The sequence below is a fragment of the Bradyrhizobium sp. genome (assembly GCF_036735945.1).
Classification (GTDB): Bacteria; Pseudomonadota; Alphaproteobacteria; order Rhizobiales; family Xanthobacteraceae; genus Bradyrhizobium.
Map to the genome: position 1 here is coordinate 1 of NZ_DAINNI010000115.1, position 15,109 is coordinate 15,109.

Sequence of the window (15,109 nt, forward strand, 5' to 3'; positions counted from 1 at the left end):
GGATTGCGGGCGCGCTCCGACCGCCTCGGCGGCGGCGGCACCTGCTCGGGCTCCAGCGCAGCGCGCGGGCTTCGCGGTGAAATGGGCGGCCTCTCACTCATCGATGCAACCTGAATCCTGCCGGTTCAATCGCAGCCCGGCAATCCCCTTGCCTGACCGAATAGCATACGCCCACTTGTAGAAGTCATCGCCGAATACGGCAAAACGGTGGAGTAGTTATAAACACTTGCTAGTCAGCCACACGCCGAACGATGACCGAGGCGTTGGTACCACCGAAACCGAAGGAATTCGACAGCGCGATGTTGATCTCGCGCTTGCGCGCCGTCTGCGGCACCAGATCGATCGCAGTTTCCACCGAAGGATTTTCCAGATTGATGGTCGGTGGAGCGATGTTATCGCGAATCGCAAGGATGCTGAAGATCGCTTCGATCGCACCCGCAGCGCCGAGCAGATGACCGGTCGACGACTTCGTCGACGACATCGATACCTTGGAGGCGGCATTGCCGAGCAGCCGCTCCACGGCGCCGAGTTCGATCTCGTCGCCGATCTGCGTCGAAGTTCCGTGGGCGTTGATGTAGTCGAGGTCTGATACCGCGATGCCGGCGCGCTTGATCGCTGCGCTCATGCTGCGGAAACCGCCATCGCCATCCGGCGCCGGCGACGTGATGTGATAGGCGTCGCCCGACAGGCCATAGCCTACCACTTCGCAATAGATGCGCGCGCCGCGCTTTTTGGCGTGCTCATATTCCTCGAGCACCACGACGCCGGCGCCCTCGCCCATCACGAATCCATCGCGATCCTTGTCATAGGGGCGCGAGGCCTTTTGCGGTGCGTCGTTGTAGCCGGTCGAAAGCGCGCGCGCCGCGCAGAACCCAGCCATCGCCAGCCGGCAGATCGGCGATTCCGTTCCGCCGGCCACCATCACGTCGGCGTCGCCGAGCGCAATGAGGCGGGCGCCATCGCCGATCGCATGCGCGCCGGTCGAGCAGGCCGTCACCACCGAATGATTCGGTCCCTTCAGGCCGTGCTCGATCGAGACATAGCCGGAAGCGAGATTGATCAGACGTCCCGGAATGAAGAACGGCGATACCCGGCGCGGCCCGCGTTCCTTCAGCACCAGCGAGGTTTCGGCAATGCCCGACAGGCCGCCGATGCCGGAGCCGATCAACGTGCCGGTGGCGCACTTGTCCTCTTCGGTCGAGGGATGCCAGTTGGCATCGTCGAGCGCCTGACGCGCAGCGGCCATCGCAAAGACGATGAAATCGTCGACCTTGCGCTGCTCCTTCGGCTCCATCCACTGGTCTGGATCGAAGGTGCCATCGCTGCCGTCGCCACGCGGAATCACGCAGGCGATCTGGCTCGCGAGATCGGCGACTTCGAAGGTGTCGATCTTCCTGGCGCCGCTCTGGCCGTTGAGGATTCGCGTCCACGTTGTGTCAACGCCGCAGCCGAGCGGCGTAACCATGCCCAGCCCCGTGACAACAACCCGCCTCATGTCAAAAACTCCGGCTGAAAACCCGTGGCCCAAAACAAGAAACCGGGGGACCGTGCAGCGACGGCCCGTCCGGTTCTGTCTCTACCCGCCCGGGACGTCAGCTTTTCGCGTTCTTCTCGAGAAACTTCGTCGCGTCGCCGACCGTCAGAATCGTCTCGGCGGCGTCATCGGGAATCTCGCAACCGAACTCTTCTTCAAATGCCATCACGAGCTCGACGGTGTCGAGACTGTCGGCGCCGAGGTCATCGATGAAACTTGCGCCGTCGACAACCTTTTCGGGCTCAACACCGAGGTGTTCGACCACAATCTTCTTAACCCGCTCGCCAATCTCACTCATCATCAACCTCGTGCTTGTTCCTCTGGACCCGACCCCAAGACGCTAAAAAGACGCTACGAGCTATCGTGGTCGTTAAACTTCCTTCGCTATCGCGCATAGTCTTGGTTCGGCGGGATGGTAGCCGACAAAGCCCCGGCGAACGGCAGGCGTTGCCACGCCAATATACAGGGTTTCAAATTCCTGCAATGGCCTTCTTTGCCCATCCGTCGGGGGTTCGGTTACCATACTTCCCCAGCCTTGACTACAAGCCCCCATCCCCCGCGGCACGGCCTTTGGCCGCATCGATCGGGGCAATAACTCGCTCAAATCATGGCCATTCCGCCGTTGACGTGAATCGTCTGGCCGGTGACGTAGGCCGCCTCGTTGGAGGCGAGATAGACCGCCGCCGCGGCGATGTCCTCCGGCGTCCCCAGCCGCGCCGCAGGAACCTTCGCCAGGATGGCTTCGCGCTGCTTGTCGTTGAGCGCGTCGGTCATCGGCGTCTTGATGAACCCCGGCGCGATGCAATTGGCGGTCACATTGCGCTTGGCATATTCGGCACCCAGCGTCTTGATCAGGCCGATGATGCCGGCCTTCGACGCGGTGTAGTTGGCCTGACCGGGGTTGCCGGTCACGCCGACGATCGAGGTGATCGCGATGATCCGGCCGAAGCGCTTGCGCATCATCAGCTTGGTTGCCGCGCGGGCGAGACGGAAGGTCGCGGTCAGGTTGACCTGGATGACGTCGTCCCAATCCTCATCACGCAACTGCACAAAAAGATTATCGCGGGTGATGCCGGCATTGGCGACCAGAATATCCACCTGTCCCATCGCAGCTTCCGCCGCGGGCACCAGGCCCTCGACTTGCGCGGTGTCGGAAAGATTGCAGGGCAGCACATGGACGCGCTCGCCAAGCTTGCCAGCAAAGGCGTCCAGCACTTCGCGGCGCGTGCCTGAAATCGCCAAGGTAGCCCCCTGCGCATGCAACGCCTGCGCGATCGCAGCGCCAATACCGCCGGTCGCGCCGGTGACCAGCGCCGTTCTGCCTGTCAAATCGAACATCGATGTCTCCTTCCGGCAGCTTCAGGCCGAAGCCGCCAATGCGTCCTTGGCGGCGGCGATGTCGTTGGGTCCTCCAACAGACACGCCGACCGCGCCGTCGGCGATGCGCTTGACCAGCCCGCTCAGCACCTTGCCGGCGCCGATCTCGAAGAACCGCGTAACACCATGCCCCGCCATGTAGGCGACCGATTCGCGCCAGCGCACGGTGCCAGTGACCTGCTCGATCAGACGGCGGCGGATCTCATCCGGATCCGTGATCGGGCCTGCGAGCACGTTCGACACCAGCGGCGCGGCCGGCACCTTGACCGTTACCCCGGCCAGCGCCTCCGCCATCGCGTCGGCTGCGGGCTGCATCAGCTTGCAGTGGAATGGCGCAGATACCGGCAGCAGCATCGCGCGCTTGGCGCCCTTGGCCTTGGCGATCTCGACGGCGCGATCGACCGCCGCCTTGTCGCCGGATACCACCACCTGCCCGCCGCCATTGTCGTTGGCGGCTTGGCAGACCTGTCCCTGCGCGGCTTCGCTGGCAACTGCCATCGCGGCCTCATAATCGAGCCCGAGCAGCGCCGCCATCGCACCGGCGCCGACCGGCACGGCTTTTTGCATTGCAAGACCACGGGTGCGCAAAAGGCGCGCGGTGTCGCTGACGCTGAGGCTGCCGGCGGCGGCCAGCGCGGAATATTCGCCCAGCGAATGGCCGGCAACGAATGCCGCATCCCGCCCGACGGAAAAGCCAGCCTCGGTCTCCAGGACCCGCAACGTGGCGATCGATACCGCCATCAGCGCCGGCTGGGCGTTTTCGGTGAGCTGGAGGGTCTCGGCCGGGCCGTCCCAGATGATGGCGGTCAGCTTCTCGCCGAGCGCCGAATCAACCTCGTCGAATACCGCCCGCGCGGCTGGAAAGGCCTCCGCCAGGGCCTTGCCCATGCCGACCGCCTGGGAACCCTGCCCCGGAAACGTAAATGCAGCCGTCATCGGCGCTCCCTTAATAGAATGGGGCCGTAAGTCACTGACGGAGGCCGGGATGTCAAGCCGCGCTGCGGGATAACAACCGCAGCGGGCCAGGCCTGCTTTGATATCTAGAACCCGCCGGCCGCCTGATCGCCGCCGACCTTGGCGCCGGCGCGAGCGCGGCGCGCGATACTGGCCAACCTGCCCGGGCGATCCTCGTGGTCGGGCCGTCCGGTCGCCAGCCGCAGCACGGCGCCGTAACCCGGCTGGACCTCCATCCGTTCTGCATAGCGGCTGTCGCTGAGGATGCGGTGCACGCGCGGCAAGTTGTAGCACGGCACGTAGAACAGCAGATGATGCTCAAGGTGGTAGTTGACGTAATACGGCGCGATGAACAGCCGCTCCAGGAAGTTCGCGCGCGTGGTGCGGGTATTGCGCAACGGATCGTTCGAGTCGGGGACGACGGCATGTTCGGCGATGTTGCGGATGCGGGTGATCACCATCTGCCAGGTGAGCAGCGGCAACAGCCACAGCAACGGATAGGCCCACCACACGCCGGCTGCGGCAAGACCCGCAAACAGCGCGGCGTTGACGGCACATTGCGGGCCGAGCTTTTCCCGGAAATGCGCGGCGCGCCGCGCCAGCGGCCATTCCTTCGGCCCAAGCGCATTGAGGAACTGCGCCTTGCGCTGCTGGTAACCGGTCTGCCCGGTGATGTCGCGGAAGAACTTGCGGCGATAGCTCATCCTCGTGATCGGAAACGGCGCCGACAAAATAAGGTCCGGATCATCTTCCTGCTGCGTGCGCGCATGGTGTTGCAGGTGATAGCGGCGATAGGCGCGCGTCTCCGCAAAGATCGGATAGGCGCAAAACCATTGGCTGAGCGTCAGGTTGAGCTTCTCGTCTGCCGACAGGCATCCATGCGCGCCGTCATGCATCAGGATGGCAAGCCCGAGCTGGCGCGAGCCGATGACGCCGACCGCTAGCAGAAAGGTCAGCGGATTGGGCCACCACGCGACCAGCGCGATCGAGCCCAGGATCAGCGCCCAGGCATGGGCGATCAGGGCTATGCCCTTCCACGTCACGCGCTGACGGACGGCGATCAGTTGATCCTCGTTCAGAAAGTCGCGGGCACGCATCCGGAGTGCGGTCATGATGAGGTCTCCCTGTCCGGCTTGTCGCCATCGTCAACCAGGCGCAGCCGGGCGCTGTCGGCGCCGGATGGCGTCGTGGCCTGATCGCCCAGCACGCGCAGCATCTCGCTGCACAAATCCTCCGCCGAGCGCCCCATCGCCTGCCCCTCAACCATGACGCCGATCGCAACCGCCCAGAACCGCCGCGAGCTTTCCTCGGGCGCGCGGAGTGAGCGCCAGCCGTGCCGCGCAACCTGGCTCGCATAGGCTCGCGTACCTTCGCTGTGCAGACGTTCGATAGTGCGCTCAACCAGCGGTGCGAGATCCTGGCGACGCCTGGTCAGGGTCAGCGCCTCGGCGAAGAAGGCCACGGAATCCGTCGCCGTCACCGTTTCCGCCAGCGCGTGCGTATATTCCCGGGGCGTGTGCGCCCGAAGCGCCGCCTGTTCGGTCGTGCGCGCCAGATAGAGTATCTCGCGGCAGGCGGCCTCGACGAACAGCGCCTCCTTGGTGCGGAAGTAATAGGTGATCTGGCTGGGAAAGGCGTCGGCCGCCGCCGCGATATCCGAGATCGCGGTGCCGGCCAGGCCCCGCTCCCGGAACAGCCGACTGGCGGCATCGAGCAGTCGGGAACGCATCTCGCGGCCGGCAGTCCGGGTCGCGCGGGCGGCGTGCCGGGGATCGTCGGCAGGGAACTCGGGGGGCGCCTGGACGGATTTGGGGGCCATATTACCTCCGATCCATTATTTGTATGATATACAAACAAATAGATCAAGGCCAAAGCCGCTCTCCCTCCCGGAAGCCTTGCCAGCGCGGCGAAAATCCTTATAAACCGCGCATCCGCAGATCCCGGCCGGGAGCTGAACGGACGGTCTCAGCAATCACTCCTTAATCCAGGCGTTTTTGATGTGGCAGGGCCAGTCGGCCCGTCGTCCCGTGCTCCCGCCTTCTGAGCATTATCGAGTCCTTTCCGAAGGTCTCGAAGGGCTTGCCGCCGGGAGATGCGCCAACACAGGAAAGGACACCCATGCCTCTTTACGAGCATGTTTTTCTCGCGCGCCAGGATGCGAGCACCCAGCAGGTCGAAGAGCTGACCACCCAGATGACGGGCATCGTCGAAGGGCTCGGCGGCAAGGTCACCAAGACCGAGAACTGGGGCGTGCGCTCCCTCACCTACCGCATGAACAAGAACCGCAAGGCTCATTTCGTGCTGATGAACATCGATGCGCCCTCCGCTGCGGTCACCGAGATCGAGCGTCAGGAGCGGATCTCTGAAGACGTCATCCGTTACCTCACCGTCCGCGTCGAAGAGCACGAGGAAGGTCCCTCGGCGATGATGCGCAAGGCCGATCGTGACCGCGAGCGCGACGATCGCGGCGGCGGTTTCCGTGGTGACCGCGAAGGCGGCTTCCGTGGCGATCGCGAAGGCGGTGGCTTCCGTGGCGACCGTGGCCCGCGCCGTCCGCGCGAAGACGCTGTTGAAGCGGCCGGAGAGGAGTAAGAATCATGGCTGAAGCTGGAGCACGCCGTCCGTTTTTCCGTCGCCGCAAGTCCTGCCCGTTCACGGGTGCGAATGCGCCGAAGATCGACTACAAGGATTCCAAGCTGTTGATGCGTTACGTCTCCGAGCGCGGCAAGATCGTGCCGAGCCGCATCACTGCCGTCTCCGCCAAGAAGCAGCGCGAACTCGCGCGCGCCATCAAGCGCGCCCGTTTCCTCGGTCTGCTGCCCTACGTCATTCGCTAAGACATCCTGGTCCGCGGCGTTCACGCCCGCGGACCTCACTATTCATAAGGCTTCCGGGTCGTCCGGTCGCCGATGGTTGGGGCCCGGACGGCCTCTAACCGCTCGAAGGGGGCGGGACAGCTGATGATCGCGATTATCCTCATTGGCCTTGCGGCCGGCTGCGCGTCGGCGCTGATGTTCGCCTCGACCATGTCGGGCGCACTGATCTCGCTGGTGCTCTCCATGCTGGCGCCGTTGCCGCTGATGCTGGCAGCGCTTGGCTGGGGACCGCTCAGCGCAACCATCGGCGGCATCGCGGCGGCTTCCGGCTTCATCGCAATTTTCGGTATGAGCTACGGGATCGCCTTTGCGATTGCAGTGGCGCTGCCGGCCTGGTGGCTTGGCCATCTCGCGTTGCTCGGACGTCCAGTGCCCGCTCGCGAATCGGGCGGCCGCGCGCCTTCCGCCCAGGATAATATCGAATGGTATCCAATCGGCCGCATCCTGCTTTGGATCGCCGTCATTGCCATCCTGTCCTCGTTCGCGTCCTGGTTGGTCATCGGCAAGGATGACGCCTCCATCGCGGCGGCGCTGCGAAGCGGGCTGACGAAAGTACTTTCTACCCGCGACGGCCTGACGTCGGGGGACATCGAGCGTTTGGCGGACGCGTTTGTTGCGATCTTCCGGGCCCTGGCAACAATGCTCGTCGTGACGACGCTTGCACTCAACCTGTGGCTCGCCGCGAAGATAGCTGCGACCTCGGGCCGGTTGCGTCGCCCCTGGCCGGATCTGAAGAGCACCGAGCTGCCGCCGATGACGCTCGTCGCGCTCTGCGTGACATTGGCATTTTGCTTTGCGGGCGGCACGGTTTCGATCGCCGCGCAGATCATGGCTGCTGCGCTCCTCATGGTTTACGGGCTCGTCGGACTTGCCGTCGTTCACACCTTGACGCTTCGCGCGAACAGCCGCGCATTCCTGCTGACCGGCACCTATGGGGCCCTGGTGCTGCTGCCGTGGACGATCATTCTGATGACCGTTCTGGGCCTTGCCGATGCAATTTTCGGATTGCGTCAACGTTATCTGCGCGGAAAGCCGCCGCCTTTGCCCGCAGCCTGAAACTTCAATCATCCACCCGATCGAATACGAACATCAAAAGGAGAACTAAAATGGAAGTCATCTTGCTGGAACGCGTCGCCAAGCTTGGTCAGATGGGCGAAGTCGTCCGCGTCCGGGACGGCTACGCCCGAAACTTTCTGCTCAAGCGCGGCAAGGCGCTGCGTGCCACCGCCGACAACCGCGCCAAGTTCGACGGCATGAAGGCCGAGCTCGAAGCCAACAACCTCCAGGCCAAGGGCGAAGCGACCAAGGTCGCGGAGAAGATCAACGGCCGCAACGTGATCGTGCTGCGTCAGGCTTCCGAAACCGGCCAGCTGTTCGGCTCGGTCAGCGTGCGCGACATCATCACTTCGTTCGAGGCCGACGGCGTCACCATCACCCGCAGCCAGGTGCTGCTCGATGCGCCGATCAAGACCATCGGCAAGCACGAGATTGCCATCGCCGTCCATCCGGAAGTCGAAGTCGCCGTCAGCGTCACGGTGGCGCGCAGCGCCGACGAGGCCGAGCGCATCAACCGCGGCGAGGACATCTCGACCCGCCAGGAAGACCAGGATGCCGCCGCCGAGGCGCTCGCTGCCGCCGGCGAGTTCTTCGATCCGGAAGCCCAGCAGGACGACGAGCCGGCGTCGGCTGCTACCGAAAAGTAACGCGCGCTTCGTTTCAGCACTCCATCGCGAGATCAAGCCCGGCCCGTCAGGCCGGGCTTGGGATTCTGGCGGCTGCGTTCTCCTTCAGCATGGCGATCAACCGCGAGCGCGCGGATGAAGTGACCGCAGCGCGGATGGACAGTCGAAGCTTGGGAAGGCTCAGCGCGAACTCGGAGACGCAGGCGCTTCGGATGACGCTGCCGGCGCGGTGGCCGTCGACGTCGGGGGTGCCACAGGTGCCGGAGCGGAAGACGGCTCGGGCGCCGTCGTTGCAGTTGGAGCCGCCGGCGTAACTGGATCGGGCCGCAGCGGCGCCGGCTCGCTGCCGGTGCTCTCCCTGGAGCCGTCGACCTTGGCGGTGTCGGATCTGACTTCGCGCGACGATTCGCCGACAGGTTTTGCGGCTTCGCCGGACGGTTTGTCGCCCTCGTCCTTGAGAGCATCGCTGCGGGCCGGATCGGGCGTAGCGCTCTCGGTCTTGCCAAGCTCGGTCTTGCCAAGCTCGGTCTTGCCAGGTTCTGACCGGACAGCTTCCGGCTTGGCAGCCTCCTGCGAGACGTCTTCTTTTTCTTTTGCGGCATCGCCACGGGCCGCCTGATCGGCTTTCGGTGCTTCCTCCGCGATCGGCCTGGCGCGCTTGCCGTGCTTGTGCCGGGTACCCGTCTTGCTGTCGGTCGCAGCCTGGACCGGGGCCTGCTCGTCGGCGGGCCCGGCTTCAGGCGCCGTGTGCCGTCGTGAGAACCGCTTCGAGTCTCGTCCCCGACGGGTCCCCTCGCCCTGCGGCGCAGCGCTCTCGGCATCCGGTCGGGAAGCCTCGGCAGCCGGCGGCGGCCGGCGGCCTGACCGCTCGGGCTGATCCGATCTTACGTCCGGCCTGCTGTCCGGCCTTGCATCCCTTTGCCTGGCATCCTTTTGCTTCGCCTGATCCTTGCCCTGATAGCGCGGATCGGCTGCGCCGTTGGAAATCAGGTAGGAAGAGAGCACCGAAGCCATGTCGGTGCCCGTTGTGTAGTGCTGGCGCAGAAAGCCGGGCAACGACGATGCCGGCGTGCTCTTCAAGAGCCCGCGCGGGCTCTTGTGGCAGGCGCTGCAGGTGCTCGAGAATATCTGGGAAGGGCTTTTGCCGGCGTCGAGATTTTCGGCCGCCACCACACCTGCTGTGAAACAGCCGATCAGGAGCGTCACCGTCGCTAAACTGAGCGCTCGGCTCACCATTCCCAGCATTCTCCAGACGTCGAATCGCTGCCTGCGGCACACCGGATGGCCATCGGCGGGGTCACCTTTTATCCGATTATCGCGCGAATGGAAGCGCACCCCGTACGCATCTGCGTGAGTGTGACATTTGTGAATATCCGCTTTGACTCCAACGCAGTAGTACAAAGGCATCATCGTACTTATCATAGATTCGATCCATTTCTGGAACTAAACCTTCCGAAGTGTGTACGGGGTAACGGGCGTTCCATTGGAGCTTCGATGGATCGATTACTGCGTTCTTTCCTCAGTCAGTTCATTCGCCGCGGTACGCTTACGTTCACGACCGCGAGCGGAGCGAGGTTTACCTGCGGAGACGGAACCGGCCCGCTGGTCGCGGCCCGGTTCCGGACCGAACGGACCCAGCGCCGCATTCTGCTCAATCCCGAACTCGCGCTCGGCGAAGCCTTCATGGACGGCACGTTCGTCGTCGAGGGCGGCACCATCGCGGACGTGCTGGCGATCCTGCTCGACCAGCCCGAAATGGTGCCGAACTGGGCCAAGCCGCAATGGTGGCTGCGCTATTTCGGCCGTCACTTCCGCCAGTTCAACTGGCGCGGCCGGTCGAAACAGAATGTCGCCCATCACTACGATCTCGACGGGCGGCTCTATTCCCTCTTCCTCGACGCCGACAGGCAATATAGCTGCGCCTATTTCGAAGCGCCCGATACCGCGCTCGACGACGCCCAGCTCGCCAAGAAGCGACACCTTACAGCCAAGCTGCTGATTGAACCCGGCTACCGCGTGCTCGACATCGGCTCGGGCTGGGGTGGTCTTGGCCTATATCTCGCCGAGATGACCGGCGCCGATGTCACCGGCATCACGCTCTCCACGGAACAGCTACAGGCGTCGAACGACCGCGCTGCCGAAAGGAGCCTGGCCGGATCGGCAAGATTCCTGCTCAGCGACTACCGCGACATTGCCGGACCGTTCGACCGCATCGTGTCGGTCGGCATGTTCGAGCATGTCGGAATCGACTTTTACGAGACGTTTTTCCGGCGCTGCGCCGAACTCCTCGATGGTGACGGCATCATGGTGCTGCATTCGATCGGGCGCTCCACCGGACCCGACGTGTCGAGCCCGTGGATCACGAAATACATCTTCCCGGGCGGCTATATCCCTGCCCTGTCCGAGGTCCTTCCGACGATCGAGAAGGCGGGGCTTCTGGTCTGCGACATCGAAATCCTGCGATTGCACTACGCGGAAACGCTGAAGGCCTGGCGCGAACGCTTCATAGCGCGGCGCGAAGAGGCGGTGCGCCTCTATGACGAGCGATTTGCCCGGATGTGGGAGTTCTATCTGGCGGCGGCGGAAATGTCGTTCCGGAAGCAGAACCTCATGAATCTCCAGATCCAGCTCACCAAGCGCCAGGGAATCGTGCCGATCACGCGCGACTATATCGCACGGGAAGAAGCAAGGCTTCGCGGGATGGAACTCAGGCGGTCGCCGCGGCTGCAACTAGCTGGCGGATAGATCGATTTCTCCGCCGCGGCTCAGTTGCGCAGGCTGTAGGCCGAGGGATAAGGCGCACGCGGCATTGCAGGGCGGGCGAGCTGGGCGCGGAAGGCGGCAAGTAACTGGGAATCACACGACGCAGCCCGCCGCTCGGGGCGCGAAATCTCTTCCATCGTGTCTATCAGCATGGACAACCACAAGCGCTGGCCGCTCGCCGATCGCCATCCCTGAACTTGCTGACCCATCGCCCGTCCTTCCGGTCCCTTACAACTGGCAACTCGAAGCCCGCCAGCCCGTTCCCGATTCCGTAACCGATCCCATCCTGCGGCGAAGAAAATCACAGATGATGTGATCTACTTCACATTTGGCCTTGCCGGTTCCGTCGTAAACGTCCGGCATGAGCCGGAAGACCTACCCAGCACCGTTCGAGTCCGACATCCGGATCGACTATGCCTTGATCGCAGTCGGGGTCGGCTCCGCCCTGTTTTCGTTCGTCTACCTGATGCTGGTTTGATCAACGCTTAAGGCCGACGCCCGGAAGCCCCCTCGCACCAGAATAAGTCTGTCCAAGTCGAGGTAGGGTTCAGGCTCGCTTAAGATTTTGCCTGGCATTTTCCGGAACACGTCCCCCGCGCGGCATTTTTCAGCCGAATGGGCGTCAAGCTTCGGAGCCCGCGCCCGCCGGATTCATCCACATTTTTGAAGAACAGTGCATAGCGGTCAGCTTTCGCTTCCGCTTTTGCCGGGACGGGCGCTTTATCGCGGCCCTTGCGGAAAAGCTGGCAACGCCGAAGAACGAAAAGCATAACCTGACGTGATGGCACAGACTGATTCGAACGTACTCAAGCTCACTCCCGAGGCGGGAACTCCGGTCTACAGGAACGCGCCGCACAATATCGAGGCGGAACAGAGCCTGTTGGGCGCCATCCTGGTCAACAACGACGCGTTCTACCGCGTCTCCGACTTTCTGGAACCGAAGCACTTCTTCGAAGCCATCCATCAGCAGATCTACGAGATCGCGGGCAGCCTGATCCGGATGGGCAAGGTCGCAACGCCAGTCACGCTCAAGACCTTCCTGCCCGCCGACGCCGACATTCTCGGGCTGACACCGGGCCAATATCTCGCGCGCCTCGCCGCCGAGGCCACCACCATCATCAACGCCCAGGACTACGGTCGTACCGTCTACGACCTCAGCCTGCGCCGCGACCTGATCAGGATCGGCGAGGACATCGTCAACGTTGCCTTCGACGCGCCGGTCGATTTTGCTCCACGCGCGCAGATCGAAGACGCCGAGCGGCAGCTCTACACGCTTGCCGAAACCGGCCGCTATGACGGCGGCTTCCAGCGCTTCTCGCAGGCGCTCACGGTTGCCGTCGACATGGCGGCCAAGGCGTTCCAGCGCGACGGCAAATTGTCGGGCATCTCGACCGGCCTGCGCGACCTCGACGCCAAGATGGGCGGACTGCAGTCTTCCGACCTCATCATCGTCGCCGGCCGCCCCGGCATGGGCAAGACGTCGTTGGCAACCAACATCGCCTACAATATCGCCAAGGCCTATGTGCCGGAGGTGCAGGCGGACGGCACGGTCAAGGCCGCCCATGGCGGGGCGGTCGGCTTCTTCTCCTGCGAAATGTCCGGCGAGCAGCTTGCCACGCGTATTCTCGCCGAGCGTACCGGCATCCCCTCCAGCATGATCCGCCGCGGCGGCATCACCGATGCCGACTTCGACAAGATCCGCGACTGCTCGATCGAACTGGATTCCTTGCCGTTCTATGTCGACGAAACCGGCGGTCTCTCGATCTCGCAGCTCACCGCGCGCGCCCGCCGGCTCAAGCGGCAGAAGGGCCTCGACCTGATCGTCATCGACTACATCCAGCTGCTGCAGGGCTCGGGCAAGCGCGGCAATGACAACCGCGTGCAGGAAATCACCGAGATCACCACCAACCTGAAGGCGCTGGCCAAGGAATTGAACGTTCCCGTGATTGCGCTGTCGCAGCTCTCGCGCCAGGTCGAAAACCGCGAGGACAAAAGACCTCAGCTCTCCGACCTCCGTGAATCCGGCTCGATCGAGCAGGACGCCGACGTCGTGATGTTCGTGTACCGCGAGGAATACTACCTCGCGATGAAGCAGCCGCGCGAAGGCACGCAGGAACATGCGACGTGGCAGCTGGAAATGGACCGCGCGCTCGGCAAGGCCGAGGTGATCATCGGCAAGCAGCGTCATGGCCCGACCGGCACCGTCGAACTGCATTTCGACGCCAGCGTCACCCGGTTCGGCGATCTTGCGCAGGACGGTCACGTCCCGGAGCGCCACTACTGACGGAGTGATCCGGTTGAACGGTTCCGCTGTCGCGCGTACAAATGTGGCATGAACATCGCCGCTGACCCAAAATCGCACGACCCGAAATCGCAGCTTTCGCCCGAGGCTAACCTGCTGGCGTCGCATCCGACCGCCACCGGTATCCTCACCGTCGATCTTGATGCCGTGGTCGCCAACTGGCGCAAGCTCGAGAAAACGGCGGTGCCGGCCGAATGCGCCGGCGTCGTCAAGGCGGATGCCTATGGCTGCGGCGCCGAGCAGGTGGCGCGCGCCCTGGCCGGAGCCGGCTGCAAGACGTTCTTCGTGGCGACGCTTGACGAAGCGCGCGTGGTCCGCGCCGCCGCGCCGGGGACCGCGCTCTATGTGCTTGGCGGCTTCCTTCAGAACACCGGTCCTGCCTATGCGGAGATCGACTGCAAGCCGGTTATCGGCGACCTCAACGAACTCGCCGAATGGGACGTGTTCTGCCGCCGCTCCGGCTGGACCGGCGGCGCAGCCATTCACATCGACACCGGCATGAACCGGCTCGGCATGACCGTCACCGAGGCCCAGGGCATCATCCCGCGCATCAATGCCGGCGATCACGGCATCACGCTGGTGATGAGCCACCTCGCATCGGCCGAGCTCCTGAACAATCCCGCCAATGCCAGGCAGCTCAACGCCTTTCGCGAGATCGCGAGCCTTTTCTCCGGCGTGCCGGCGTCGCTGGCGAATTCGTCCGGCATTTTCCTGGGCGCGCAATTCCAGTTCGACATGGTGCGGCCGGGCTGCGCGCTTTACGGCATCAATCCGACGCCCGAGGCCGACAATCCGATGCAGCCGGTCGTCGAACTGAAGGCGCGCATCGTGCAGATCCGCAACATTGAACGCGGCGACACCGTCGGCTACGGCGGCACCTGGACGGCGCGGCGCCCGACGCGGATCGCGATCGTCGCCGCAGGCTACGCCGACGGCTATTTCCGTGCCGCCAGCGCCAATGACGGCACCCGCGGCGCCGAAGTGGTGATCGCCGGCAAACGCTGCCCGGTGGCGGGGCGGATTTCGATGGACCTGATGGCCGTCGACATCACCGATCTCGACAAGAACGCTGCGCGACGCGGCCACATGGCAACGCTGATCGGCGAAGGCATCACCGTCGATGAGCTTGCCCACCACTTCGGCACCATCGGCTACGAAGTGATGACCAGCCTCGGTCGGCGCTACGCACGGGTCTACAAGGGCGGCCATGCCGCTGCAGAGCCGCCTTCCCCGCCACCCGCGGAGCCGGTGGCCACCGCGACTTGATTCTTCGTTCCCGTTGAGCGGCGCCTCTCCGTCGCCCCGTCCTACTGTTTCTTCCGGCTGGCCAATGCCTGCTTGCAGGCGTCGCTGAGTTGGGGAAGCTGCTTCTTCAGGCACGCGACGATGCCGCCGCCGGGCGGCGTACCGGCGCAATATTTGTCATAGTCGGCCTTGCAGGCGCCGCGCCCCTTGTCGCCGCTTTGGGCAATGACTGGAGCGGAGCATCCAATGGCGAGCACGAGAACGGCGAAACGTAGTGTCGACATGAAATCTCCAGGTGTCAGGCGAAGCACAGCGATGCCGGCTAGTGGTTCATCACAGTGGTTTTGACGTTTTGATACCGAGCCACTCGAGGATG

Annotated in this window: 16 protein-coding genes; 7 read left to right on the forward strand and 9 right to left on the reverse strand. The window is 64.0% G+C overall.

Features of this window, described 5'->3' with window-relative positions:
• Nucleotides 1–229: 229 nt before the first annotated feature.
• The 6 genes from fabF to V7E26_RS24410 form a co-directional block, all read right to left on the reverse strand.
• Nucleotides 230–1,495, reverse strand: a complete 1,266-nt coding sequence (gene fabF / locus V7E26_RS24385; RefSeq protein WP_324421121.1) for a beta-ketoacyl-ACP synthase II — start codon at nucleotides 1,493–1,495, stop codon at nucleotides 230–232.
• Nucleotides 1,496–1,592: 97 nt separating this feature from the next.
• A complete protein-coding gene (locus V7E26_RS24390; protein ID WP_011441358.1) occupies nucleotides 1,593–1,832 on the reverse strand; it encodes an acyl carrier protein in 240 nt (79 codons plus the stop codon).
• Nucleotides 1,833–2,134: 302 nt separating this feature from the next.
• Nucleotides 2,135–2,872, reverse strand: coding sequence for a 3-oxoacyl-[acyl-carrier-protein] reductase (fabG, locus tag V7E26_RS24395; RefSeq protein ID WP_324421128.1), 738 nt, complete (start codon nucleotides 2,870–2,872; stop codon nucleotides 2,135–2,137).
• Nucleotides 2,873–2,893: 21 nt separating this feature from the next.
• Nucleotides 2,894–3,847, reverse strand: coding sequence for an ACP S-malonyltransferase (gene fabD, locus V7E26_RS24400; protein WP_324421130.1), 954 nt, complete (start codon nucleotides 3,845–3,847; stop codon nucleotides 2,894–2,896).
• 104 nt (nucleotides 3,848–3,951) lie between these two features.
• Nucleotides 3,952–4,977 (reverse strand): fatty acid desaturase family protein, encoded by a 1,026-nt coding sequence (locus tag V7E26_RS24405; protein ID WP_324421132.1) that lies wholly within the window; start codon nucleotides 4,975–4,977, stop codon nucleotides 3,952–3,954.
• Nucleotides 4,974–5,684 (reverse strand): TetR/AcrR family transcriptional regulator C-terminal domain-containing protein, encoded by a 711-nt coding sequence (locus V7E26_RS24410; RefSeq protein ID WP_324421134.1) that lies wholly within the window; start codon nucleotides 5,682–5,684, stop codon nucleotides 4,974–4,976. Before V7E26_RS24410 ends, V7E26_RS24405 begins: the two co-directional genes overlap by 4 nt.
• A gap of 299 nt (nucleotides 5,685–5,983) precedes the next feature.
• On the opposite strand from V7E26_RS24410, the gene rpsF reads away from it, so the two are divergent.
• The 4 genes from rpsF (at nucleotide 5,984) to rplI (ending at nucleotide 8,444) form a co-directional block, all read left to right on the forward strand.
• Nucleotides 5,984–6,457 carry a 30S ribosomal protein S6 gene (rpsF, locus tag V7E26_RS24415; RefSeq protein WP_324421136.1) on the forward strand — a complete coding sequence of 158 codons (474 nt, stop codon included), beginning with the start codon at nucleotides 5,984–5,986 and terminating at the stop codon, nucleotides 6,455–6,457.
• Nucleotides 6,458–6,462: 5 nt separating this feature from the next.
• On the forward strand, nucleotides 6,463–6,702 hold the full coding sequence (rpsR, locus tag V7E26_RS24420; RefSeq protein ID WP_007592020.1) for a 30S ribosomal protein S18: 240 nt from the start codon (nucleotides 6,463–6,465) through the stop codon (nucleotides 6,700–6,702).
• A gap of 123 nt (nucleotides 6,703–6,825) precedes the next feature.
• Nucleotides 6,826–7,797 (forward strand): DUF2232 domain-containing protein, encoded by a 972-nt coding sequence (locus V7E26_RS24425; RefSeq protein ID WP_324421275.1) that lies wholly within the window; start codon nucleotides 6,826–6,828, stop codon nucleotides 7,795–7,797.
• A gap of 50 nt (nucleotides 7,798–7,847) precedes the next feature.
• The gene (gene rplI / locus V7E26_RS24430; protein WP_324421277.1) at nucleotides 7,848–8,444 is read left to right on the forward strand and encodes a 50S ribosomal protein L9; all 597 of its coding nucleotides are present in this window, start codon (nucleotides 7,848–7,850) and stop codon (nucleotides 8,442–8,444) included.
• A gap of 159 nt (nucleotides 8,445–8,603) precedes the next feature.
• Here rplI and V7E26_RS24435 read toward each other — a convergent pair whose 3' ends face one another.
• The gene (locus tag V7E26_RS24435) at nucleotides 8,604–9,833 is read right to left on the reverse strand and encodes a hypothetical protein (protein WP_324421279.1); all 1,230 of its coding nucleotides are present in this window, start codon (nucleotides 9,831–9,833) and stop codon (nucleotides 8,604–8,606) included.
• A gap of 84 nt (nucleotides 9,834–9,917) precedes the next feature.
• Here V7E26_RS24435 and V7E26_RS24440 point away from each other — a divergent pair, with 84 nt between their 5' ends.
• Nucleotides 9,918–11,168 carry a cyclopropane-fatty-acyl-phospholipid synthase family protein gene (locus tag V7E26_RS24440; RefSeq protein WP_324421281.1) on the forward strand — a complete coding sequence of 417 codons (1,251 nt, stop codon included), beginning with the start codon at nucleotides 9,918–9,920 and terminating at the stop codon, nucleotides 11,166–11,168.
• 20 nt (nucleotides 11,169–11,188) lie between these two features.
• On the opposite strand, the gene V7E26_RS24445 is transcribed toward V7E26_RS24440, so the two are convergent.
• Nucleotides 11,189–11,395, reverse strand: coding sequence for a transcriptional regulator (locus tag V7E26_RS24445; RefSeq protein ID WP_324421283.1), 207 nt, complete (start codon nucleotides 11,393–11,395; stop codon nucleotides 11,189–11,191).
• Between the two features lie 572 nt (nucleotides 11,396–11,967).
• Between V7E26_RS24445 and V7E26_RS24450 the strand changes: the two genes are divergently transcribed.
• Complete coding sequence (locus V7E26_RS24450) at nucleotides 11,968–13,470, forward strand: replicative DNA helicase (RefSeq protein ID WP_324421285.1); 1,503 nt, start codon at nucleotides 11,968–11,970, stop codon at nucleotides 13,468–13,470.
• A 48-nt stretch (nucleotides 13,471–13,518) separates the two neighbouring features.
• Entirely contained in the window at nucleotides 13,519–14,754 is a 1,236-nt protein-coding gene (gene alr / locus V7E26_RS24455; RefSeq protein WP_324421287.1) for an alanine racemase, read from the forward strand.
• 41 nt (nucleotides 14,755–14,795) lie between these two features.
• Here the strand turns inward: alr and V7E26_RS24460 are convergent.
• Nucleotides 14,796–15,109, reverse strand: a 314-nt coding sequence (locus tag V7E26_RS24460; protein WP_324421289.1) for a hypothetical protein, incomplete at its 5' end; no start/stop codon positions are given.